This is a genomic window from Thermodesulfovibrio hydrogeniphilus (genome assembly GCF_054657355.1).
The window spans coordinates 1513980-1537691 of sequence record NZ_BAAHYW010000001.1 but is presented as its reverse complement, the minus strand read 5'-3'; the positions used below and the strand labels follow the sequence as shown (position 1 = coordinate 1537691).

At 37.4% G+C, this 23712-nt stretch carries 23 protein-coding genes and 5 tRNA genes; 8 read left to right on the top strand and 20 right to left on the bottom strand.

What is annotated here, in order from left to right:
* The 4 genes from ACYQ3P_RS07685 to ACYQ3P_RS07670 are packed head-to-tail and all read left to right on the top strand — an operon-like array spanning position 1 to position 3366.
* Entirely contained in the window at positions 1 to 1578 is a 1578-nt protein-coding gene (locus ACYQ3P_RS07685; RefSeq protein WP_460177338.1) for an FAD-dependent oxidoreductase, read from the top strand.
* Positions 1575 to 2063 carry a 4Fe-4S binding protein gene (locus ACYQ3P_RS07680; RefSeq protein WP_460177337.1) on the top strand — a complete coding sequence of 163 codons (489 nt, stop codon included), beginning with the start codon at positions 1575 to 1577 and terminating at the stop codon, positions 2061 to 2063. Before ACYQ3P_RS07685 ends, ACYQ3P_RS07680 begins: the two co-directional genes overlap by 4 nt.
* Positions 2060 to 2329, top strand: a complete 270-nt coding sequence (locus ACYQ3P_RS07675; RefSeq protein WP_460177336.1) for a (2Fe-2S)-binding protein — start codon at positions 2060 to 2062, stop codon at positions 2327 to 2329. The genes ACYQ3P_RS07680 and ACYQ3P_RS07675 overlap by 4 nt, the downstream gene beginning before the upstream one ends.
* The gene (locus tag ACYQ3P_RS07670) at positions 2326 to 3366 is read left to right on the top strand and encodes an NAD(P)/FAD-dependent oxidoreductase (RefSeq protein WP_460177335.1); all 1041 of its coding nucleotides are present in this window, start codon (positions 2326 to 2328) and stop codon (positions 3364 to 3366) included. Before ACYQ3P_RS07675 ends, ACYQ3P_RS07670 begins: the two co-directional genes overlap by 4 nt.
* Before the next feature lie 331 nt (positions 3367 to 3697).
* Here the strand turns inward: ACYQ3P_RS07670 and ACYQ3P_RS07665 are convergent, their stop codons facing one another.
* Both ACYQ3P_RS07665 and ACYQ3P_RS07660 read right to left on the bottom strand, forming a co-directional pair.
* Positions 3698 to 4729 (bottom strand): IS4 family transposase, encoded by a 1032-nt coding sequence (locus ACYQ3P_RS07665; RefSeq protein ID WP_460177334.1) that lies wholly within the window; start codon positions 4727 to 4729, stop codon positions 3698 to 3700.
* Positions 4730 to 5160: 431 nt separating this feature from the next.
* Positions 5161 to 5319, bottom strand: a complete 159-nt coding sequence (locus ACYQ3P_RS07660; protein ID WP_460177333.1) for a hypothetical protein — start codon at positions 5317 to 5319, stop codon at positions 5161 to 5163.
* A 336-nt stretch (positions 5320 to 5655) separates the two neighbouring features.
* Here ACYQ3P_RS07660 and ACYQ3P_RS07655 point away from each other — a divergent pair, with 336 nt between their 5' ends.
* The gene (locus tag ACYQ3P_RS07655) at positions 5656 to 6912 is read left to right on the top strand and encodes an IS1380 family transposase (RefSeq protein WP_460177332.1); all 1257 of its coding nucleotides are present in this window, start codon (positions 5656 to 5658) and stop codon (positions 6910 to 6912) included.
* A gap of 344 nt (positions 6913 to 7256) precedes the next feature.
* On the top strand, positions 7257 to 7676 hold the full coding sequence (locus tag ACYQ3P_RS07650) for a hypothetical protein (protein ID WP_460177331.1): 420 nt from the start codon (positions 7257 to 7259) through the stop codon (positions 7674 to 7676).
* Positions 7677 to 7992: 316 nt separating this feature from the next.
* Here ACYQ3P_RS07650 and ACYQ3P_RS07645 read toward each other — a convergent pair whose 3' ends face one another.
* The 16 genes from ACYQ3P_RS07645 to ACYQ3P_RS07570 all read right to left on the bottom strand — a co-directional run bounded on the left by ACYQ3P_RS07645 (position 7993) and on the right by ACYQ3P_RS07570 (position 21484).
* A complete protein-coding gene (locus ACYQ3P_RS07645) occupies positions 7993 to 8574 on the bottom strand; it encodes a Mut7-C RNAse domain-containing protein (RefSeq protein ID WP_460177330.1) in 582 nt (193 codons plus the stop codon).
* On the bottom strand, positions 8558 to 12673 hold the full coding sequence (rpoC, locus tag ACYQ3P_RS07640) for a DNA-directed RNA polymerase subunit beta' (protein WP_460178063.1): 4116 nt from the start codon (positions 12671 to 12673) through the stop codon (positions 8558 to 8560). Before rpoC ends, ACYQ3P_RS07645 begins: the two co-directional genes overlap by 17 nt.
* Positions 12673 to 16608 (bottom strand): DNA-directed RNA polymerase subunit beta, encoded by a 3936-nt coding sequence (rpoB, locus tag ACYQ3P_RS07635; RefSeq protein ID WP_460177329.1) that lies wholly within the window; start codon positions 16606 to 16608, stop codon positions 12673 to 12675. The genes rpoC and rpoB overlap by 1 nt, the downstream gene beginning before the upstream one ends.
* A gap of 25 nt (positions 16609 to 16633) precedes the next feature.
* Positions 16634 to 17029, bottom strand: a complete 396-nt coding sequence (gene rplL, locus ACYQ3P_RS07630; protein ID WP_460177328.1) for a 50S ribosomal protein L7/L12 — start codon at positions 17027 to 17029, stop codon at positions 16634 to 16636.
* 15 nt (positions 17030 to 17044) lie between these two features.
* Positions 17045 to 17611: a 50S ribosomal protein L10 gene (rplJ, locus tag ACYQ3P_RS07625; protein WP_460177327.1), complete on the bottom strand. Its 567-nt coding sequence runs from the start codon at positions 17609 to 17611 to the stop codon at positions 17045 to 17047.
* A 154-nt stretch (positions 17612 to 17765) separates the two neighbouring features.
* On the bottom strand, positions 17766 to 18452 hold the full coding sequence (rplA, locus tag ACYQ3P_RS07620) for a 50S ribosomal protein L1 (RefSeq protein ID WP_460177326.1): 687 nt from the start codon (positions 18450 to 18452) through the stop codon (positions 17766 to 17768).
* Positions 18453 to 18455: 3 nt separating this feature from the next.
* On the bottom strand, positions 18456 to 18890 hold the full coding sequence (gene rplK / locus ACYQ3P_RS07615; RefSeq protein ID WP_460177325.1) for a 50S ribosomal protein L11: 435 nt from the start codon (positions 18888 to 18890) through the stop codon (positions 18456 to 18458).
* Between the two features lie 13 nt (positions 18891 to 18903).
* A complete protein-coding gene (gene nusG, locus ACYQ3P_RS07610) occupies positions 18904 to 19428 on the bottom strand; it encodes a transcription termination/antitermination protein NusG (protein ID WP_460177324.1) in 525 nt (174 codons plus the stop codon).
* A 5-nt stretch (positions 19429 to 19433) separates the two neighbouring features.
* Positions 19434 to 19619 carry a preprotein translocase subunit SecE gene (gene secE, locus ACYQ3P_RS07605; protein WP_460177323.1) on the bottom strand — a complete coding sequence of 62 codons (186 nt, stop codon included), beginning with the start codon at positions 19617 to 19619 and terminating at the stop codon, positions 19434 to 19436.
* Positions 19620 to 19642: 23 nt separating this feature from the next.
* Positions 19643 to 19716 (bottom strand) — tRNA-Trp (locus tag ACYQ3P_RS07600).
* Between the two features lies 1 nt (position 19717).
* Positions 19718 to 19870 carry a 50S ribosomal protein L33 gene (gene rpmG / locus ACYQ3P_RS07595; RefSeq protein ID WP_460177322.1) on the bottom strand — a complete coding sequence of 51 codons (153 nt, stop codon included), beginning with the start codon at positions 19868 to 19870 and terminating at the stop codon, positions 19718 to 19720.
* A gap of 3 nt (positions 19871 to 19873) precedes the next feature.
* Complete coding sequence (gene tuf, locus ACYQ3P_RS07590) at positions 19874 to 21073, bottom strand: elongation factor Tu (RefSeq protein ID WP_460177321.1); 1200 nt, start codon at positions 21071 to 21073, stop codon at positions 19874 to 19876.
* Positions 21074 to 21120: 47 nt separating this feature from the next.
* A tRNA-Thr gene (locus tag ACYQ3P_RS07585) sits at positions 21121 to 21193 on the bottom strand.
* Between the two features lie 7 nt (positions 21194 to 21200).
* Positions 21201 to 21272: transfer RNA gene (locus ACYQ3P_RS07580), tRNA-Gly, on the bottom strand.
* Between the two features lie 5 nt (positions 21273 to 21277).
* Positions 21278 to 21360 (bottom strand) — tRNA-Tyr (locus tag ACYQ3P_RS07575).
* A gap of 51 nt (positions 21361 to 21411) precedes the next feature.
* A tRNA-Thr gene (locus ACYQ3P_RS07570) sits at positions 21412 to 21484 on the bottom strand.
* A gap of 162 nt (positions 21485 to 21646) precedes the next feature.
* Between ACYQ3P_RS07570 and ACYQ3P_RS07565 the strand changes: the two genes are divergently transcribed.
* Complete coding sequence (locus ACYQ3P_RS07565) at positions 21647 to 21850, top strand: helix-turn-helix domain-containing protein (RefSeq protein WP_460177320.1); 204 nt, start codon at positions 21647 to 21649, stop codon at positions 21848 to 21850.
* 278 nt (positions 21851 to 22128) lie between these two features.
* On the opposite strand, the gene ACYQ3P_RS07560 is transcribed toward ACYQ3P_RS07565, so the two are convergent.
* Together ACYQ3P_RS07560 and ACYQ3P_RS07555 are read right to left on the bottom strand one after the other, a co-directional pair.
* Positions 22129 to 22974 (bottom strand): IS256 family transposase, encoded by an 846-nt coding sequence (locus ACYQ3P_RS07560; RefSeq protein ID WP_460177319.1) that lies wholly within the window; start codon positions 22972 to 22974, stop codon positions 22129 to 22131.
* Entirely contained in the window at positions 22952 to 23398 is a 447-nt protein-coding gene (locus ACYQ3P_RS07555; RefSeq protein WP_460177318.1) for a transposase, read from the bottom strand. The genes ACYQ3P_RS07560 and ACYQ3P_RS07555 overlap by 23 nt, the downstream gene beginning before the upstream one ends.
* 96 nt (positions 23399 to 23494) lie before the next feature.
* Between ACYQ3P_RS07555 and ACYQ3P_RS07550 the strand changes: the two genes are divergently transcribed.
* The gene (locus tag ACYQ3P_RS07550) at positions 23495 to 23635 is read left to right on the top strand and encodes a hypothetical protein (protein WP_460177317.1); all 141 of its coding nucleotides are present in this window, start codon (positions 23495 to 23497) and stop codon (positions 23633 to 23635) included.
* The last annotated feature ends 77 nt before the right edge of the window (positions 23636 to 23712 follow it).

Genomic DNA, 23712 nt, shown 5'->3' with positions numbered 1-23712 from the left:
ATGAGCAAAGAAGGCAGACTTCATGAACATCCAATTTTAAAATTTAAAAGAGGACAAGAAGTAACAATTTATTTTAATGGTAAACCCATAAAAGCATATGAGGGCGAAACAGTTGCTGCAGCACTTTATGCGTCGGGAGTTAGAATTTTTAGCAGATCTTTTAGATGGCACAGACCGAGGGGATTTTTCTGTGCAATAGGTAAATGCTCCTCATGCATGATGGAGGTTGACGGAATACCAAATATAAGAGTTTGTAAAGTATATGTTAAGGAAGGGATGCAAATAAAGACTCAAACAGGCTTTCCTAATGCTGAATTTGATATCTTGTCAATATCAGATAAAATAATAGACAAAGTTTTTCCTCATGGTAGTCATTACACTAAATTTACCTCCTCTCCATTATTGAGAAACTTTGTTCTCACTAATCTAAGAAAACTCACGGGCTTTGGGGATAAACCAAAGAGCGTTTATAAAAAAAATGCCAGATATGAAGAGATTGAATGCGATGTTTTAATCATTGGAGGAGGTCCGGCAGGAATGTCTGCTGGAATAAATGCCGGAAAGTATGGTGCAAAAGTTTTACTTATTGACGAAAATCATCGTCTTGGAGGACAACTTGTAAAACAAACTCATAGATTTTTTGGCTCAGCCAAACATAAAGCAGGAACAAGGGGATTTAAAATAGCATTAGCCCTTGAAGATGAACTCAGAAAAATTGAAAATGTAAAAATTCTTACAAAAACAAAAGTTTTTGGTATTTACAAGAACGAAGTAGGTGCTTTTAGATCTGACAAACTTTTAAGAATAAGACCAAAAAAGACAATTATAGCAACAGGAGCCTATGAAAGAACTCTCATATTTGAAAACAATGACCTGCCGGGTATATATGGAGCAGGTGGTGTTCAGACGCTGATGAATGAACAGGGTATTTTACCCGGAAAAAATGGATTAATTATTGGTTCAGGGAATGTTGGTCTAATTCTTGCCTATCAGCTATTGCAGGCTGGAGTAAAAGTAGCAGGAATTGTAGAAGCAATGCCAAAAATCGGAGGATATTTTGTTCACGCTGCAAAAATAAGAAGGCTTGGAATTCCGATTTATACAGGACATACTATCTTGAGGGCTATTGGGAAAGAGCATGTTGAAAAAGCAATAATAGTGCAACTTGATAAAAAATGGCAACCAATCAAAGGAACAGAAAAAGAGATTAAATGTGACTTTATATGTATTTCCGTAGGACTCTCTCCTACAATTGAGCTAATTTATCAGGCAGGTTGTGAAATAAAATTTGTTCCGCAACTTGGTGGTTTTGTTCCCTTAAGAACGAAATACAATGAAACAACCGTTTGTGGTGTGTATGTTGCCGGTGATTGTGCTGGAATTGAAGAAGCCACATCAGCAATTATGACAGGCAAAGTCGCAGCCCTTCATGCAATACTAAGTTTAGGATACGAAGGAGAAGATGCAATAAAAGAGCTGGATGAGGCAATGAAAGATATAGAGGAATTCAGAAGCGGAGTTTTTGGAGAGAGAATAAATTCAGGTATTTGTCAGTGTTTGTTGGAGAAAGAGGCATGAAATATCTTGAAAGAGGATATCTTAAAAAAATTGAGTTACCGCCATTTCCTTCTGAAGACAGACTTAAAGAAAAACCAGTAGCCTACATAGAATGTCCACAGCCAATTCCTTGTAGTCCATGTTTTGAATCTTGCAAATATGGAGCAATCCAAATGGAAAACATAAATGATCCTCCACAGGTTAATTATGAAAAATGCACTGGATGCATGGAATGCATTAAGGTTTGCCCGGGATTGGCTATCTTCATGTTACATATCAATAAAAAAGGCAAAGGAGAGATAATTCTTCAGTATGAGTTTATTCCTTGGTTAAGCAAGGGAGATCAAGTGGAGTTATTGAACAGAAAAGGAGAGGCAGTTGGTTCAGGATTAGTTAAATGGGTTTTTCCACCAAGTAAAAATGATAGTACCTCCCTTGTGAGAGTTGAGATTGAAGACCCTGAACTAATATATGAAGTAAGGGCTATAAGAAGGAGTTCAAAATGAGAAAAGTTGTCTGCAGATGCGAAGATTTAACTGAACAAGAAATTTTGCATGCAATTGAACTTGGTTATAAAGATATTGAAAGCCTAAAAAGATACACAGGCTGTATGACAGGTCCTTGTCAAGGAAAGGGTTGCATTAATCATGTTGTTAGAATTCTTTCTCAGAAGCTTGGAAAAAGCATAGATGAAATAGGAATAACAGTGCCCAGACCTCCAGTTGATCCTGTGCCACTTTATATACTATCAAGTGGCGAGGAAAAGGAATGAAAATAGCAGTAATAGGTGGAGGGATTGCCGGGCTGAGCCTGTCCTATTTTTTATCTAAAAAAGGTGCTCAGGTAGAGGTTTTTGAAAAAAAATACATTCTTTACGGCTCCAGTGGAAGGAATTCTGGAGGAGTAACTGCCCAGTTTTCTGATGAATCTTTAATAAAATATGCCTTGCGAACAATAGAGCTTTACGAAAACTTGCAAACTGAGATTGGCTTCAATTTTCTTTTCCGAAAAAGCGGATACTTAAAACTTTCCAATAATCAACAAGAACTGGAAAAAGAAGTAGAGATACAAAAGAATGCTGGTTTAAAAATTGATTTATTGACTCCTAAGGATACAAAAAAAGTGTTCTCAGACCTAAATACCGAAGAATTCTCCATCGCAAGTTACTATAAAGACGGCGGATTGCTATTTCCATGTCCCCTCTTGTGGGGACTTGCCAAAGGATGCAGAAAATACGGCGTAAAAATATATGATTGGACTCAAGCTGAAATAGCTTTTGATAATGATAAAATTATTGGAGTAAAAACTAAAAATCAAGTTCATAATGCTGACATCATTGTAATTGCTGCCGGTGCGTGGAGCAAAAAATTAAATGAAAAAATAGGTATAAAATGCAACAGCAAAATAATAAAAGAAGAAATTTGCGTACTTGAAAGCATAAAACCTTACATAAATCCATATATAATCCATTCCAATGGTTTATTTGTAAATCAATCAATGAGAGGAGAAATTGTTGGAGGAATAAAGGGCAAAAAAGACAGCGTCAATCATGGTAGTTCATTGGATTTTTTGATAAAATATGCAAAGCTCGTGACTGCATTGATTCCAAAATTAAGAGGACTTTCTGTTTTAAGACAGTGGTCAGGAGTATATGATGAAACTTCTGACGGTAAACCCAATGTCGGATTTTCAAACGAGAAAATCTTTCAATTCAATGGATTTGGAAGAAATGGAAACTCTCTTGCCCCCGCCTATGCAGAAGAGGCAGCTGAGATTATTATGAAAAATCTGCAAGATTCTAATCGTTAATTGGCAGGATTATAATCCTTCATTGGTAATGTTCTAAGAGTTTTTGTTAAGATTCTAATCGTTCATTAGTAAAATTCTGTTCGGTCACTGGTAAAATTCTAATGGTTTGTTAGAAAGATTCTAACGGTTTGTTAGTAAAATTCTAATCGTTCATTGGTAATCCCCACTTCATCAACTTTTGAATAAAAAATTTTTAAAATCAATGAGTTATCATTGCTGTCCAAAATAATCTAAACTCATAAAAAACATCCGCATAAAATAAGACTTTTGGACAAGAAAATTTGCTTTTTCAAAATCAGGTTACCCCCCTTTCTTTTTATTTGCTGTCCAATTAAACAAGTCTAAATTTTAACTGTTCTATTTGAGGCTCAATTTGCGGTGTCTCTGTCGGTTTATTTATCCATTCCCATAAATTCCTATATGTAAATAGGTTTAGTCTCAACAATGCAACTAGATTACTTAATGACCATCCAAATGTTGATAACTCCTTCAGATACTTCAGTATCAGTATCGCTATTAATGCCGTCCATATCTGTATCTTAAGTGCATTCGCTGATGTCCCTACAAAGGTTTTTACTCTTAGATTTTGTTTCAATGTCTTAAAAAATCTGCCCTGCCATCTGTCTTTGTATATCTCTGATATGGTCGTTGCACCAAAGTTCAGTTGGTTCGTGAGTAGCACAACTGTATCTTTTGTTTCCTTATCCATGACCTCTATCCTCCGTAGCTCATATGGACAGTCTTGCTCTGCATAAAAACCCTTAAGCTTGATTATCTCATCCCGAATTATGTTTCTGTTCTTTTGCACTGGTAGGCTCTTTATCACTTTATAAGAGGCGTTGTCCTTTAACCTTGTTACAAAATATACCCCCTCCTCTGTCCATCTACCAAATAAAGCATAGTCAACACACCCTCTGTCTATTACTACTATGGCACCAGAACAAAATTGAAGTCTCCTTAATATGTTTACTTCGTGCACTTTACCTTCTGTTATATGCGCATATTCAGATAAATATCCTGAGTGGTCAAGTAGTAAATGCAACTTTACCGCACCTTTAGTCTTTCTGAATTTTGCCCAGTCAAATACTGTTGCACACAACTCTATTACAGATGCATCAAAGCTCATTAGCTTGTTCTTAAATCTGAATTTCCTCTTGCCAGTAAATTTAGACTGACATCTCTGAAGAAGCATATAAAATACTGCTTGAAAAAGTTCCCACGGTCTGTGTTCATTTGCATAGGCAAGGGTAGAGCTCTTTGGAGCTTCTTTTATACCAAGATGCCTTAACTTGCCAACGCAACTGGCAAGTCCATTACATATCTCTCTTAGAGAATGCGCCTGCCCAAGTTGACAAAATAACATAGCTACAAATTGCCCTCAACTCGTAAACCCTTTTGCTCTATGCTCAGCTTCTGTCTGCTTTGACTGACTTCTCAAATTCTAATCTTGGAAAAAGGGATAGAATTTGACTGAAAATACTGCTATACTTATTCATATACACCTCCGATCTGGGTCTTTAATTTTTAAGCTAAATGTTTATCTATTTTACCCAGATCGGAGCTTTTTAAAAAATTTATTTTGGACAAGAGTGTATCATGACGAATCCTATTTTTTGTAATTTGGAAGGACTTTACTCCTTAAATAATCTCTTTTTTTACCCTACAAAAGAGATCACTTCGGCTTGCTTCGCAAACCTCGTGATGACGGAAAAATAAAACAGCAGGCTGGCAGTGACAGAGTAGGTGTAATTGCGATGGTGCGTAAGAACTTGAAGCAATCTCGTCTTCTTTGGGTTACTCCCAAAAGTAGCGATAGAAATCCAATAATTGGTATAACCATTTGAAAATTAAGTATTTTTTGCTGTCATTGCGAGCATCCGAAGGATGCGAAGCAATCTCTACTTTGTTTTTCAATAAAGCCTTACTATAGACTGCTTCGCCCCAGATTGCCACGCTATCGCTCGCAACAGGGAGCTTGCAGTGACGAGTGTCTATCTCTATTTTTCGGTTACTCCCTAAAATAGAAATAGAAATCTACTAAAATAGAGAGGCTCCTTTGTGTATAATAGTTTATATGGAAACAACAAAATCACCCATTGGGTGAACTATTATACACAAGGAGCTTAAGATATGATAAAACAAACTCTGCTTAATTTCAAGTTTAAAAGAACACCCTAAAATAGAAATAGAAATCTACTAAAATAGAGAGGCTCCTTTGTGTATAATAGTTTATATGGAAACAACAAAATCACCCATTGGGTGAACTATTATACACAAGGAGCTTAAGATATGATAAAACAAACTCTGCTTAATTTCAAGTTTAAAAGAACAGATGAAAAGTTAACTCCCCATGCAGGAGCTACTCTTTTTACAGAATTCATGTTGGCTTTTGGAGTTAAAAAGCTTATTCAGAGGATAATGCCATCTCCGGGTTCAAACAGAGGATATGATGCTTGGCAATATATTCATCCCATCGTTCTTATGTTACTTGCAGGAGGAAGACACATAGATGATTTAAGAGAAATTGCTGAAGATAAAGCTTTAAGGGAGAGCACTGGCATGGGAAAAGTCCCATCAAGCTCTGCAGTAGGTGACTGGATAAGAAGAAGTGGCAATGGCGAAGGCATAGTTAAATTGAAAACAGTTATAGATAAAGCAAACAGGAAAGCATTGCAAATACATGAAGCGAAAGAATATACTCTTTGGTCAGACCCTACAATAATAGAGACTGAAAAGTATGATGCAAAGATGACCTATAAAGGGGTGAAGGGGTACAAACCTATAGTTACCGCATTTAAGGAGTTGCCCATTATCGTTTATCATGAGTTTAGGCATGGGAATGTAGCGGGAGTTCCACTTCAAGCACTTTCACATGCATATGAACTGTTGCCTGAAGGAAAAAGGATAAAGCATGCCTGTCTTGACAGTGAGTTTTACACAGCAGAAGTAATAAATTTTCTCAGAAGCAAAGGCACAACATTCAGTATAGTAGCAGATAAGACAGGGGCAGTGATGGATGCTATAAAGAGAATAAAGCATTGGAGAGAATTGAGGACAGAGGAAGGGATACTTACAAACAGACAGATAGGGGAGACAGTGCATGTTATGAAGGGCACAGAGGCATTCAGGCTGGTTGTGCAGAGGTGGAAGAAAGAGCAGATAGATTTATTTGATAGCGAGCCTTATTGTTACCATGTGATAGCAACTGACAGAGAAAGTTCAGCAGAAGAAGTTGTATGGGAGTATAACAAGCGGGGGCAGATGGAGAATATCATTAAGGAATTAAAGAACGGGATAGGGATGGAGAGTTTACCCAGCGGAGAATTTGGGGGAAATGCGATGTGGTTTTGTCTTGGAGTGCTTGCATATAATGTTTTTGTTTTGAAGAGGGAGCTTATTTTACCGCAAGAGTATAAGAACAAGACTATAAGCACAATAAGGTGGTTTTTTATAGAGATAGCAGGGAAAATGGTAAAACATGGCAGAAGGCTATGGCTTCATGTATCAACCACAGTTGAGAAATTTAATCTTCTACTTCTCATATAAGAAAAAAAATAATGGCATTTGTATAAGAAGAGTATTTGCAAAATAAAATGATAAAAAAATAGAGCAATAAAAAACAAACACGGGTGAATATTGTCTAAAAAGGCAAGTTTTAGGTTAATTAATAGGTGAAAATTATAAAAAAGAGAGAAAAAAATAGGGAAAATTATTACGAAAGGGAAGAAATAGGAGGACATAGAGGATAATTTTAATAAAAAATTGTCTTGAAAAGGGTCAAAATAAATCTGTCAGTTTTCTATCTCTATTTTTGGGATACTCCACTATCTTGTCTAATCCGTTTAAATCAGTTAAAATATAACAGAGCGCAAAACTTCGGAGGCTTAAATATGAAAAAATTGATATTTTCTTTATTAATAGTCTTCTCTATAGCTACACCTATCTATGCAAGTAAAGAAGTGCCATTTACTCTTGATGACAGAGACAGATTAATCAGGCTTGAAGCAAAACTTTATGAAATAGACAAGAGATTTGAACAGATAGACAAAAGATTTGAACAGATAGACAAGAGATTTGATGACTTAAAGACATTTCTATGGATAATAACAGGTATATTCACAACTATAATGCTTGGCAATATTGGTTTTGCATACTGGGATAGGAGAACGATTATAAGAAAAGCAAAAGAGGAAGCAATAGAAGAATTTGAGAAAAGTGGAAAGTTAAAGGATTTGATAAATGCTTTAAGAGAACTTGCAAAAACAAATGCTGAAGTTGCAAAGGTTTTGAAACAGTTCAATCTTCTATAAGTTTAGCATCTAAAATACAAGCAGCATAGAGCATTTCTTAATTTTTTCTTAGAAAATAGACGACGGAGTTATTTTGAAAGACCTGAGAAACCTTATTATAATGCCATTTATTCCTTCATTTCTCCCACTTTTCAATCATTGTGATACACCCCTCTTAGTCATTGCGAGTGTGTCTGACACCCGAAGCAATCTCTTTTTTTCTCCTACAAAAGAACAGAAAGATTGCTCGCAGCACTCAGGATGCTCGCAATCACAGTAAAAAATTTGTTTTTCAAAAGGTTTTAGTAATTTTTAGATTTATATCGCCATTTTTCGTTTAAAAGCTCTCGTTGATTACGGAAATAAAAATTCGCTTTTTTGTTTCGTCAATTTTTTCTTTATGTGTGCCATGCCAATATATTTTTCCACAGTTTTTGCATTTTAGAAAATCGTCATTTGAAATTGCTACAAAGTCAGGCACCAACTCAGCTGCTTGATTTTTTCCAATTCTTTCAGTCTCACCATTACAGATAGGACATCTGGGTTTAAGGTTAATTAACTCATGATAGTTACTATTTGGTTGGCAACTTCCATTTGATAATTGCTGGGCAAGGGCTGATAGCTTTTCTTTATTCATCAAACACAACTCACGAAGAACTAATCTAAGGACTTCTTTAATCTGCTCTTCAAGATTTTCAGAGTTTATGAAAATCTTCCTATTCAAAAGTTTTGATTTTACTAATGCCCTATCCCTTGTAAGCAGTATGCGTTCTTGCTGCAAAGATATTTTTATCAATTCTTTATCAGTAAAATCATTTCTGTAAAGAGTGTCAAAACCAAAAAGCCTGAGCCAGTGGCTCAGGCTTCCAAGCATAACATCTGCGACAAATTTTGGAATATCTTTACTGTTCCTGCTCAATACTCTCTTTTTTCTCTTGTTCTATTTGCATATTGTAAAGATCACCCTTGATTAAGGTATCTCTGTATTCAGGTAGACCTGTTCCAGCAGGTATTATTCTTCCCATGATGACATTCTCTTTTAATCCCTTCAATTCATCAATCTTACCTTCAATGGCTGCATCAGTAAGAACCCTCGTTGTCTCTTGGAATGATGCTGATGATACCCATGACTCAGTTGAAAGCGCAGCCTTTGTAATTCCAAGTAAAAGTGGCTTTGCCTGTGCAGGTCTTCCTCCTTGTGCTATAACTCTTTCATTTTCCTCAATGAACTTAAATCTATCAACCTCATCTCCAATAAGAAATGTTGTATCTCCCGGGTCTTCTATTCTTACTTTTTTCATCATTTGTCTTACAATGACTTCTATGTGCTTGTCATGAATTGAAACTCCCTGAAGTCTGTATACTTTCTGTATTTCATCTACAAGATATCTTTGAAGTTCTGTTGGTCCAAGAATCTCAAGTATTGTATGAGGATTTATAGAGCCGTCTATCAATGGGTCTCCTGCTTTAACCCAATCACCATCATGAACTATGACATGTTTACCCTTTGGTATCTGATACTCCCTTGTCTCATCCGCTCCTCTGACTACAATAACCCTTGAGCCTTTTTGAATACCCTTAAACTCCACTATACCATCAATCTCGCTAACTATTGCTGACTCCTTCGGTCTTCTTGCCTCAAAAAGCTCCGCTACTCTTGGAAGTCCTCCTGTAATATCCTTTGTCTTTATTGTCTCTCTTGGTATTTTTGCCAGTATGTCTCCCGGTTCTACCTTGTCTCCTTTATCAACTACAAGGATTGCACCCGCAGGAAGTAAGTATCTTGCTGCTGCTCCTGATGGTAATTTTGCTGTTTTGCCTTCCTCGTCTTTTATAGTTACTCTTGGACGATAGGTGGCTGGATAATCAATAATTATTTTATGGGAAAGTCCTGTTGTGGGATCAGTTTCTTCTTTAAAAGTGACTCCTTCAACTAAGTCACCAAGCGCTATCTTTCCTCCAATTTCTGTTATAATTGGTGTGGTATAGGCATCCCATTCTGCAAGCTTCTGTCCAGCCTCTATTGTCTGACCTTCCCTGACTAAAATCTTTGCACCATATACGAGGTTGTATTTTTCCCTTTCCCTTCCTGATGCATCGGCAATTGCAATTACAGCGTTTCTATTTAAAACAACCAATGAACCGTCTTTTCTTTCTACAAAATGAACATTCTTAAATTTTACTGTTCCTGAGGTTTTTGCCTCAAGCACTGCCTGCTCAACAATTTTTGTTGCCGCACCACCTATATGGAATGTTCTCATTGTAAGCTGGGTTCCCGGCTCACCAATTGATTGGGCAGCTATAATTCCTATTGCTTCTCCTATTTCAATTGGCTCTCCCCTTGCCAGATCCAGTCCATAACACTTTGAACATACACCAAATCTTGTCTGGCAGGTAAGCACTGAGCGAATTTTCACCCTGTCAATTCCTACTTCAACTATCTTTTTGGCAAGTGCTTGGTCTATCAATGTATCCCTTTTTGCAATGATTTCTCCTGTGAGAGGGTCTTTTACATCTTCAGCAAGTGTTCTTCCAAATATTCTCTCCTCAAGAGGCATTACTATTTCACCGCCCTCAATAAGAGGGGTGACATAAATTCCATCCTTTGTTCCACAATCAATTTCCGTCAGAATAACATCCTGAGCCACATCTACAAGTCTTCTCGTCAGATACCCTGCATTAGCTGTTTTTAAGGCTGTGTCTGCCAATCCTTTTCTTGCACCATGTGTGGAAATAAAGTACTGCAATGGAGTAAGTCCCTCTCTGAAGTTAGCAGTAATTGGTGTTTCAATAATCTCTCCAGAGGGCTTTGCCATTAATCCTCTCATTCCTGCAAGCTGTCTTATCTGAGCTATGCTTCCTCTTGCTCCAGAGTCTGCCATCATAAATATGCTGTTAAATGCTCTCCTTTCCTCAAGCTCCTCTGGGCTAAGTTCCTTGCCTTCTTCTGCTCCAAGCTCTTTCATCATCTCATCAGCTATCTTTTCTGTAACATTTGCCCATATATCAATAACTTTGTTGTATCTCTCACCTTGTGTTATTAAACCTTCAGCATACTGCCTCTGCACTTCCATCACCTGTGCCTCAGCTTCCTTAATTATTTCGGCTTTCTTAGACGGAATGTGCATATCATCAATACATATAGAGATTCCAGACTGAGTAGCAATCTCAAATCCAAGCTTTTCAAGTTTATTCATGAAATTCACTGTCTCTCTTTTGCCAAAATTATTATTAATATACTCAATAAGCTTACTTAACTCCTTTTTAGTCAAATCTTTGTTTATCATCTGAAATGGAACGCCCTGCGGCACAATCTCTCTAAATAATATTCTTCCAGTTGTTGTTTCAATAAGTTGCCCATCAATCTTTACCTTTATTGGCGCATGTTTTTCAATTACTCCGCTCTGATATGCAAGAATTACCTCTTCAATATCTGAAAATACTTTTCCAGCACCCTTTGCATTCCTCTTCATCTTTGTCAGATAGTAAATTCCTAAAACCATATCTTGCGTAGGAACCACTATAGGTTTGCCATGAGCAGGAGATAGCAAATTACCAACTGACATCATTAATACTCGGGACTCAACCTGCGCCTCATAAGAAAGAGGAACATGAACTGCCATCTGGTCTCCGTCAAAGTCAGCATTGAAAGCAGTACATACAAGTGGATGAAGCTTGATAGCCTTTCCTTCAACAAGCACAGGATCAAAAGCTTGAATACCAAGCCTGTGCAAGGTTGGTGCTCTGTTTAGAAGTACAGGATGTTCTTGGATAACCTCTTCAAGGGCATCCCAAACTTCTGGTCTTTCCTGATCCACAAGTCTTTTAGCCTGCTTTATGGTTGTTACATATCCCTTTTCTTCAAGCTTGTTAAATACAAAGGGTTTGAATAACTCAAGTGCCATAGTTTTAGGTAGTCCGCACTGATTCATATCAAGTTCAGGTCCAACAACTATAACTGACCTACCAGAATAATCAACTCTTTTTCCTAAAAGATTTTGTCTGAACCTTCCCTGTTTTCCCTTAATCATATCACTCAAAGACTTAAGAGGTCTCTTGCTTCCAGCCTTTAATGCCTTTGAGCGTCTTGTATTGTCAAAAAGTGTGTCAACTGCTTCCTGAAGCATTCTTTTTTCATTTCTTATAATTACGCTCGGTGCTTTAAGCTCTAACAGTCTTTTTAGACGATTATTTCTATTGATAACTCTTCTGTAAAGGTCATTTAAATCTGAAGAGGCAAATCTGCCACCATCAAGAGGTACAAGGGGTCTCAGCTCTGGAGGAAGCACTGGTACTATGTCAAGAATCATCCACTCAGGACGATTTCCAGATTTTCTAAATGCCTCTACTACCTTTAGTCTTTTTGTAAGCTTTCTTTTTAAAGCATTTGAAGTCGCAACTTCTATCTGCTCTTTAAGTTCCTTTGTAAGGGCTTCAAGGTCTATTTTCTTAAGCAACTCTCTTATTGCCTCAGCCCCCATTCCTACCTTAAATCTGCTTCCATATTCAGCAACTTTCTTTTTATATTCCTCTTCTGTGAGCAATTCCCTTTCTTTTAAAGGTGTGTCTCCTGGGTCTATCACAATGTATTCTTCATAATAAATTACCTTCTCAAGTTGCCTTACTGAAAGATCAAGAAGCATTCCCATCTTGCTTGGAACACCTCTTACAAACCAGATATGAGCAACAGGAGAGACAAGCTCAATATGTCCCATTCTCTCGCGTCTTACCTTTGACTCTATAACTTCTACTCCGCACTTGTCACAAATAACTCCTTTGTGTTTCATTCTTTTGTATTTACCGCAAAGACATTCCCAATCTTTGATTGGACCAAAAATTTTTGCGCAGAATAGTCCCTCTGGTTCTGGCTTAAAGGTTCTGTAGTTAATAGTCTCAGGTTTTTTGACCTCACCATATGACCATTCTCTTATCTTGTCAGGTGAGGCAAGTTTTATTCTTATAACATCAAAATCTCTTGGGTTTTTAGGTCTTTGAAATAATGAATAGATATCTTCTATCAAGATTTATCCCCCCTTTTCTTCTTTTTCTCCAGTAGCTCAACATCAAGTGCTAAGCTCTGGAGCTCTTTTATTAAAACATTAAAGGACTCCGGAACACCCGATTCAAGTACAGGATGTCCTTTAACAATAGCCTCATACATTTTTGTCCTACCCTTTATGTCATCGCTTTTTACTGTTAAAAACTCTTGAAGAGTATAAGCTGCACCATAAGCTTCCAATGCCCAAACTTCCATCTCTCCAAGTCTCTGTCCTCCAAACTGAGCTTTTCCTCCGAGTGGCTGCTGAGTAACAAGGGAGTAAGGACCTATAGAACGGGCATGGATTTTATCAGCAACAAGATGATGAAGTTTAAGCATATACATGTAACCAACAGTTACAGGTCTTTCAAAGGGTTCTCCTGTACGACCATCATAAAGAGTTACTTGTCCTGTAGTAGGATATCCAGCTTTCTTAAGTAATTCCTTTATCTCTTGCTCTTTTGCACCTTCAAATACAGGGCTTGCAACATAAAGTCCTAAAGCCTTTGCAGCTAAACCTAAATGCGTCTCAAGTATCTGTCCAACATTCATTCTGGATGGAACACCCAGGGGATTGAGAACAATATCAACAGGAGTACCATCTTCAAGATAAGGCATGTCCTCTTCAGGTAGAACCATTGATACAACGCCCTTATTTCCATGCCTTCCAGCCATCTTATCACCGACTTCTATTTTTCTTTTCATTGCTATATATACTTTAACCAGCTGATTGACTCCGGCAGGAAGGTCATCACCCTTCTTTATTCTTTCTATTTTTTCATTATACTTTGCATGTATCTGCTTTATAGCCTGCTCTACTTCCCTGTTTATTCTGCTAACTTCTGCTTTTACCTCTGGATCGTCTACCTTTAGTTTAAGCAGTTGGTTGACATCAAGAAGATTAATCACCTGTTCTGTAAGCTGTTCTCCTTTTTTGCAAATTACTTTACTTCTTTGTTTGACATCTTCAAGAACTGTCTTGCCTTTTAATAGTTTTCTTATCCTTGTTGCCTTAGTTTCTTTCAAAATTCTTATTTCATCTTCCCTGTCTCTTTCTATTGCCTTAATCTCTTCTTCTTCTATAGCTTTGGCTCTACGGGATTTTTCCTTACCTCTTCTCGTCAGTATCTTAACATCAATAACAACTCCTTCAATTCCCGGAGGAACATACAAACAAGATTCTTTTACATCCTCCGCTTTTTCTCCAAATATTGCAAAAAGTAGTTTTTCCTCTGGAGTAAGAACTCTTTCTCCCTTAGGTGTTACTTTTCCTACAAGAATATCTCCAGGCTTTACCTTTGCACCAATTCTAATTATTCCGTCCTCATCAAGATTTCTCAGCTGTTCTTCAGGCACATTCGGAACTTCTCTTGTAATCTCTTCTGGTCCAAGTTTTGTGTCTCTACATTCTACTTCAAATTCATCTATGTGAATGGAAGTGTATACATCTTCCTTTACAAGTCTTTCGCTTATAAGTATCGCATCCTCAAAGTTATATCCGCCCCAAGTCATAAATGCAACTAAAACATTTCTACCAAGTGCTAACTCACCATTATCCATACTTGGTCCATCTGCAAGTATTGTTCCTCTCTCTACAATCTGTCCAACCTTCACTATGGGTTTCTGATTCATGCAGGTTCCTTGATTGGATTTATGGAATTTTATCAGATTGTAAATATCAACTCCTCCGCCTTCTTCTGTGACCCTTACCACAATTCTTGTTGCATCAACACTCTCTACAATACCAGCTCTCTTTGCAATAACAAGCCAACCTGAATCTCTTGCTGCATAAAGTTCCATTCCAGTACCAACTATTGGAGCGTCTGTCTGAATAAGGGGAACAGCCTGCCTTTGCATGTTTGAACCCATCAAAGCTCTATTAGCATCGTCATTTTCAAGAAATGGAATCAAAGATGCAGAAACACTGACAATCTGCTTTGGAGATACATCCATATATTGAACTTCTTCTCTGGAAACCATTTTGAAATCGCCTTTGACTCTTGCAGCAACAGTCTCACTAATAATGTTTCCTTCTTCATCAACTGGTGTTGTGGCCTCAGCTATTACATAGTTTTCACTATCAAGGGCGCTTAAATAATGTATTTCATTTAAAACTTTTCCATTATCAACTTTTCTGTAAGGAGATTCAATAAAACCAAAATCATTGATTCTTGCATAGCTTGCAAGGGAGGTAATTAAACCAATGTTTGGACCTTCAGGAGTTTCAATCGGGCATATTCTTCCATAATGCGTTGGATGAACATCTCGCACCTCAAATCCTGCTCTTTCACGAGTAAGACCTCCCGGTCCAAGTGCACTAAGCCTTCTTTTATGTGTAATTTCACTTAATGGATTTGTCTGATCCATAAACTGGCTCAACTGGCTTGAGCTGAAAAACTCTTTCACTGCTGCCATCACAGGCTTTGTATTTATTAAATCGTGGGGCATTGCATTTTCAACTTCCGTTATAGTCATTTTTTCCCGAACAGCCCTTTCCATTCTCACCAAGCCTATCCTGAACTGATTTTCAAGTAGTTCTCCAACTCCCCTTACTCTTCTGTTACCAAGATGGTCTATATCATCAACCTCGCCTTTTCCTGTTCTTAGATTAAAAAGATATTTGACAATTTCTATAATGTCTCTGTCAGTAAGCACTCTTACTTCAAGAGGGATATCAAGTCCTAATTTCTGATTAAGTTTAAGTCTTCCTACAGGAGAAAGATCATATCTCTTTGGGTCAAAAAACAATCCATAGAAAAGTTCTTCTGCGGCTTCTTTAGTTGCAGGCTCTCCCGGTCTTAATTTTTTATATATTTCCCTTAATGCTTGTTCCTTGTTTTCAACTTTATCGGTCAGTAGTGTCTCTCTGAGAGAGGGCAGATAGTTAACATTATCTATGAAAAGCAGTTTAAGAGTGTCAATTTTTGCATTGATTATTCTGTAAAATGCTTCCTCTGTAATTTCTTTGTTGCTATCTACTATTACCTCACCTGTTTCAGGGTCAACTATATCTGAAACTGTTATTCTTCCTATTATTTCGCTTTTTTGAATTGGAATCTCTTTAATACCTAAGTCCTTCAGTTTTTTCAGGGCAAATTTGGTAATCTTGCTTCCTTCTTTTACAATTACGCTTCCATCTGGAGCAAGTATGTCAATCCTTGTTCTGACTCCAGCCAATACTTCAGAGACAACTCTTGTGTAAGTATTTTCATCTTTGATTTTAATTTCTTCAATTGGATAGAAAATTTTTAATAAATCCTCATTTGAATAACCAAGCGCCTTTAAAACAATTGTTGCAGGTAGCTTTTTTCTTTTATCTATTCTGACAAATAAAAGGTCCTTTGAATCAAATTCAAAATCAAGCCACGAGCCCCTTACAGGAATAACTCTTGCTGCATACTGAAATCTACCGCTGATTCTGCTTTTACTTTTATCTGGAGCAAAATAAACTCCGGGAGAACGCTGTAACTGGCTGACGATAACTCTCTCTACTCCATTTATTATAAAGCTGCCAGTCTCTGTCATCATCGGAAGATCGCCGAGAAAGATTTCCTGCTCCCGTGACTCCTTTAAAAATTTTTTTCCTTCGTCATCTTTATCCCATATGTTAAGCCTGACCTTCATTTTTATGGGAACAGAATAGGTCAGTCCTTTAACCATGCATTCATGGGGATTCATTTTTGGCTCGCCGACTGAATAAGAAATAAACTCAACAGTATTGTTTCCGTTATAATCGCTAATTGGAAATACGCTTTTTAAAGCTGCCTGAAGTCCCTCATCAAGTCTTTCATCAGGAGAGACATCTTTTTGTAGAAATTTTGCAAAAGATTTCTTTTGAAATTCAAGAAGATAAGGCACCTCCAAGACTGGAGGTACCTTTCCAAAATTTATTCTTTCTCTTAGAGGCTTTATCATGGTTCTCCTTCTCTATGTTTATTTTTTACTGAAATTCTACTGTTGCACCCTGTTCTTCAAGTTTTGCTTTGATCTGTTCAGCTTCTTCTTTGGATACACCAGTTTTGATTGGCTTTGGAGCACCATCAACAAGGTCCTTTGCCTCTTTAAGACCTAATCCTGTAATCTCTCTTACAACCTTGATTACCTGAATCTTTTTATCTCCTGCGGATTTTAAAATGACATCAAAGCTTGTCTTTTCCTCTGCTGCTGGTGCAGCAGCTGCTGGTGCACCTGCAGGAGCTCCTGCTACTGCTGCAACTGCAACTGGTGCTGCGGCGGTAACTCCATATCTTTCTTCAAATTCCTTAATAAACTGACTAAGTTCTAAAATTGTGAGATTGTCAAAAAATTCAAAAACCTGTTCCTTTGTAATTGCCATAACTTTTCCTCCTTTTTATTGAGCTTTTTTATTTTTTAATGCTTCTAATGCGTATAAAAGCTTAAGATTTACTGCCTGCATAGCATAAGCCATCTTGGTAAGTGGTAAACTCATGCCACCGAGCAACATACCAAGCAACACAGTCTTTGAAGGAAGTTTTGAGATATCCTTCAACTCCTCAACAGAATATACCTTTCCTTCTACTACTCCGAGTTTAAGCTTGAATTTCTCATTCTTTGCAGAATACTCAATTGCTTTCTTTACCGCAACAACTGGATCATCGTATCCAAATATAATACCTGTGCATCCCTTTAAAGCATCTGATAGTTGGTCTTTAAAAAATGCATCTCCTAAGGCTATCCTGAAAAGAGTATTTTTGCATACCTTGTACTCAGACCCAGATTCCTTCATGTTTTGACGAAGTTCTGAAATTTCAGCAACGGTTAATCCTTGAAAATCCGTTAAAATGAAGGATTTAGCTCTGGATAGCCTTTCAGCAATTTCTTCAACTTTCTTTTTCTTTAATTCCTTTGTGGTGCTCAGATTGAACCTCCTTTCTCGGACAGCGGTGCGAATTGACAATTTAGAATGATGAATCCTGAATATCCAAGTTTATAAAAATTTTTTAATTCATCATTCATCATATGAAAATTACTGCCAATCTCGGCAGGCGGTTAACCTTTAAGCTTATAAAGCACCTGCTGTCTCAGATTATTTATAACAGGCCAAGCCTGTTTTAAATCTTTAGTTTTGATATATCAATTTTTAAACCTGGTCCCATGGTGGAAGAAAGAGCAACTTTTTTAATATATTTTCCCTTTGAGGTTGCGGGTTTTGCTTTCATTACAGATTTCAATACAGCGATTGCGTTTTCAACTAATTTTTGTTTATCAAAGGAAATCTTACCTATAGGCACATGAACAACTCCACCCTTATCATTTCTATATTCAACTTTACCAGCTTTAGCTTCCTTTACTGCTTTTGCAACATCAAAAGTGACTGTTCCAAGTTTAGGATTTGGCATTAGTCCTCTTGGACCAAGTATTTTACCAAGCTTTCCAACTTGTCCCATCATTTCAGGAGTTGCAATTGCAATATCAAAATCAAGCCATCCCTGCTGAATTTTTTCAATTAAATCTTCAGCTCCTACATAGTCAACGCCTGCTTCTTTTGCTTCTTTTTCTTTCTCACCCTTTGCAAAAACTAATACCTTAACTTCTTTTCCAAGTCCATGAGGAAGGACCACTGTACTTCTTACAATCTGGTCTGATTTTCTTGGATCAATTCCTAAATTAATTGCCATCTCAACTGTCTCATCAAACTTTGCAAAACTATTTTCCTTCAGAATATCAATTGCTTCCTCTAATGTATATTCTTTCTGAAGGTCAATTTTTTCTTTTACAGCTACCAATTTCTTGCCCATTTATTACCCCCTTATCTCAACACCCATACTTTTTGCTGTACCAATAATCATTTTCATTGCTGCTTCCAGTGATTTTGTATTTAAATCTGGCATCTTTGTTTTTGCTATTTCCTCTACCTGTTTCATAGTCAAATTACCGACTGTTTCCTTGCCAGTTGTGCTTGAACCTTTTATTATTCCAGCAGCTTTCTTGATTAGTTCAGATGCAGGAGGAGTTTTTAATATAAATGTAAATGACCTGTCTTTGTAAATTGTAATAACAACAGGAATTAATGTATCCCCCATAGCTTGAGTTTGAGCATTGAACTGCTTGCAAAATTCCATAATGTTAATTCCATGCGGACCTAAAGCTGGACCTACTGGTGGAGCAGGATTTGCCTTTCCTGCAGGTATAACAAGTTTAACCTGTCCTGTAACTTCTTTTTTTGGTGCTGCCATATTTTTTCCTCCTTTAAACCTTTTCAACCTGTGAAAATGAAAGTTCCACAGGAGTTTGTCTTCCAAATATGCTTACCATAACTTTAACTCTTTCATGTTCTGAGTCAACATCATCTATGTATCCATTAAAATTAGCAAATGGACCATCAATTATCTTTACTGTCTCTCCCTTTTCAAAATGAGTCTTTATTTGAGGTGACTTTCCTTTCTCCAATTGCTGAAGAATGGCTTGCACTTCCTCATCAGGGATAGGAGCTGGTTTTTTACCTCCCACAAAACCCGTTACTCTTTGAGTAGTTCCAACAAGATGCCATGTTTCATCATCAAGTTCCATTTCAATAAGAATATAGCCCGGATAAAATTTTTTATCCTGCTCCTTTTTCTTTTTGCCTTTTACTTCTATAATTTTTTCAGTTGGTATTAAAATCCTTGAAATTTTGCTTTCAAGTCCCTTTATTTTCGCTCTTTCCTCTATAGAAGCTTTAACTTTGTCTTCAAATCCTGCCATTGTGTGAATCACATACCATTGTTTTGCCATTATCCTCACCCAATAATCGCAGTTATAATTCTTGAAAGAACCAAGTCTACAAATCCGAGAAAGAAAGAAATTATAAAAACTGTTACAATAACTACCCATGTTGAGACAATAACTTCTTCCCTCTTCGGATATGTAGCTTTTTTAGCCTCAATTTTAACTTCCTGAAAAAAGTTCTTAATTTTTCCTATCATATTTTCACCTCAAAATATATAAACAGGCCAGGAGGGATTTGAACCCCCATCCCCCGGATTTGGAGTCCGGTGCTCTAGCCGTTAGAGCTACTGGCCTATTAAGCTTTTGTTTCTTTATGTAAAGTATGCTTTCTACAGTGCTTACAATATTTTTTTAGTTGCAACTTATCAGGCGTATTTTTCTTATTCTTTGTTGTAGAATAATTCTTAGCTTTACATTCACTACATTGTAAAAGTATAATTTGTCTCATTTTTTACTCCACTATCTGAGTAACTACACCTGCACCTACAGTTCTTCCACCTTCTCTTATCGCAAACCTTAATCCCTCTTCCATCGCTATAGGTGCTATCAGTTCAACTGACATGTTTACATTATCTCCAGGCATTACCATCTCCACTCCTTCAGGTAACTTTATCACTCCTGTCACATCTGTTGTCCTAAAATAAAACTGTGGCCTATACCCATTGAAAAATGGTGTGTGCCTTCCTCCCTCTTCCTTCGTCAATACGTATACCTCTGCCTTAAACTTAGTATGCGGTGTGATACTCCCCGGCTTCGCCAATACCATTCCTCTCTCTACTTCATCCTTGCCTATTCCCCTCAACAATACTCCTATGTTGTCTCCTGCCCTTCCCTCATCAAGTATCTTCCTGAACATCTCCACTCCTGTGGCTACTGTCTTCCTCGTCGGTCCTAATCCCACTATCTCTACTTCATCTCCTACCTTTATGATTCCCCTCTCTACTCTCCCTGTCACTACTGTTCCACGTCCTGATATGCTAAATACATCCTCTATCGGCATCAAAAATGGCTTGTCTATCGGCCTCTCGGGCTCTGGTATATAGCTGTCTAATGCATCAAGTAACTCCTGTATAGGCTTGTATTCCTCTGCATTCGGATCATTGCTTCCACTCTCCAATGCCTTCAATGCTGAACCCCTTATTACCGGTACCTCATCCCCAGGAAATCCATACTTGCTCAACAGCTCCCTTACTTCAAGCTCTACTAAGTCCAATAGCTCAGGGTCATCTACCATGTCTGTCTTGTTCATAAATACTACTATGTATGGCACTCCTACCTGCCTTGCAAGCAAGATATGCTCCCTCGTCTGTGGCATCGGTCCATCATTGGCTGCTACTACTAAGATTGAGCCATCCATCTGCGCCGCACCTGTTATCATGTTCTTTATGTAGTCCGCATGACCAGGACAGTCTACATGTGCATAATGCCTCTTGTCTGTCTCATATTCTACATGCGCTGTGTTGATTGTTATTCCCCTTGCCTTCTCCTCAGGTGCATTGTCTATCTGGTCATAACTCTTGAACTGCGCCATTCCCTTCAAGTTCAGATACTTGGTTATCGCTGATGTCAATGTGGTCTTTCCATGGTCAATGTGCCCTATCGTCCCTACGTTTACATGCGGCTTCTTTCTCTCAAATTTTGCCTTTGCCATCACTTCCTCCTTATTCTCTTTAAACTTTTATACTTTTTTTCTATCAAAGCCCATGACCGGTATCGAACCGGTGACCTCGTCCTTACCAAGGACGTGCTCTGCCGACTGAGCTACATGGGCATAAAAAAGCGGGAAACGGGACTCGAACCCGCAACCCCCAGCTTGGAAGGCTGGCGCTCTACCATTGAGCTATTCCCGCGGCTATGGAGGGGGAAGGATTCGAACCTTCGAAGGCATAAGCCAACAGGTTTACAGCCTGTCCCCTTTGGCCACTCGGGTACCCCTCCATGCTTATCAATATTATAACTTTTTTGTTAATACTTTTTCTAATAGGGAAAAGCCGCCGAAGGGATTCGAACCCCCGACCCGCTGATTACAAATCAGCTGCTCTACCCGCTGAGCTACGGCGGCATCCATAAATTATAATATAAGAATTTTTAAGCAAGATTGTCAACTTTCCCAAAAATCCCTGTGGTTACTATATTAAAATGTCATCTGTTTTTACTAAATTGAAATGTCACATATATGTTAACCTCCTTCTTTTAGGCAAGCAATCTAAAGGAAGGAGGTTTTATGGAGAAAAAATACATTTTTACGGAGGAAGAGTTGAAGAGGTTTGAAGTAATGAATCAAGTCTTATCAGGCTTTTTAACCCTTAAACAAGCTCAGGAGATATTAGGGTTGAGTTACAGACAGGTTTTAAGGCTAAAGGAGAGGTTCAAGTTTCAGGGTTTTGAGGGACTTTTAAGCCCAACTTCATCAATTTTCAGCCTTTAAAAATATCAAAAGCTTTATAATTCAATAAGTTATATCTTTTTTCATTCAATTTTGTAGTCTAACCTAATTTCATTATTTTTGCCTATTTATTCCCTTAAATATTGACTTTTTTGTCTAATTTTTGTATGCTAAATAAAAAAGGAGGTAACTATGTTCGTAAAAGAATCTTGGTCAACAAAAAAAGGTAAAAAATACAAAACCTAAGAAATATCTAAAGCTTACAGAGACAAAAAAACTAAAAAGGTTAGGCATGAAAAAATTGCCAATATCGACAGTTGTCAAGAATTTTGTGTCTCATGCGCAAATCTCATCTGAAACATTTGTTGAAGTTCATACAATACCCCACGAGATACAGCCATCGGTTTGCTCCATCTGCCTTTTCTTATTTTATCTACTATCACATATATAGCCACTGATGCAGTTTTCTCAGATTGAAAATACCCTCCAGAGTTTACCCTTAAGACTTCCAGCCTGCTATTTATATTCTCTACCGCATTCGTTGTATATATGTGCTTTCTTATCTCTTCTGGATATTTCTTGTAACAAAAATAATTCTCCTTCTTGCTATTTAGCATCTTTATATAGGCAGGATATTTCTTTTCAAATCTCTTTAGCACATCTTCAAATTCCCTGACAGTATCCTCATAATCGCCTATGTGTTTTATTCTGTTAATCTCTTCACTAAACTGCCTTGCATCAGCCTTTGACATATTGTAAATATTTCTTTGCATATGAACAAGGCAAAGTTGATGGTCAGTTTGAGGAAATAAGGTCTTTACAGCCTCACTAAGCCCTGGAAAATCATCAGAGACAATTATCATTACTCTCCTCAATCCCCTGCTAATCAGATTGTTAAATATCTTGAGCCAATCTCCTTTGTTTTCTGAGCCAATAAAAACATAATACCCATACAAATCTTTCTTCATCTGCATATCTATCCCTAAAACCGTATAGATGACTGCTTTACGAATTCTTCTGCTTTCATCCTTCATCTCTGTATGATATGCATCACAAAATAGGGCAAAACAATCAGAAGGCAGTTCTCGGCTTACTAATTCTTTTGCTTTACTGTATAACTCCTCTTTTAACTCCTCTATTTGCTCAGGAGAATATGGAAGATTCATGCTTTTCTGGAAGACTTTTGATTTTTGATGGAGAATAACTCTGCAGAATCAGATTTAGGATGAAATCCTCAAAATCTTTGTCAAATCTTTTCCAATGAGGTGGTAGCACTGCGGAGCGAAATCTTCCCTGTCTGTGTCTTGGCACTGACAAATTTAAATTTCCAAACATACATCCGAGCTGTCTTTGATAAAACCCATTTGATTTGTTGTCAGAGTCTGCCTCTACAAAAAAATCTCTTTCTTTCTTCATCAATAAATTAAAAAGCATCTCAGCTAAAACTTTAATGCTTTCCTGAGGTGGCATCTCTGCAATTTCTTTAATAAAATTTTCAAGCCCAAACTGCCTTATCACTTCCCATTCCTCCTTTTTTAAGGTTATTCCATAAATTGTTTTTTTTGTGCTATTATTCTTTTTAGTTCCCATTTTCCTCTAATCCAAAAAATATCTGCACAATAGACACAATTTTATTATAACCTCCTATTTTTATGTGTGGTAGCCCAGACAGTGTTAAACAGGCTAATGGATGAGTTGAAGGAGAAAGGATGGTTAAGGGAGAGCAAAGAAAACAGTCTGAAGAAGTGTTTGGACAAATTTTATGAGATAGGGATAGGAGGTTTTGAGATAGAGGGGGGAGAAAATAAGGATTATGAGCAAAGCTAAGGAGGAACATAAAAAGATACTGAGAATATTGGGAGTAGGGGATAAGATTTTCAGAACTTACGAAAGTGCGAGAGAAT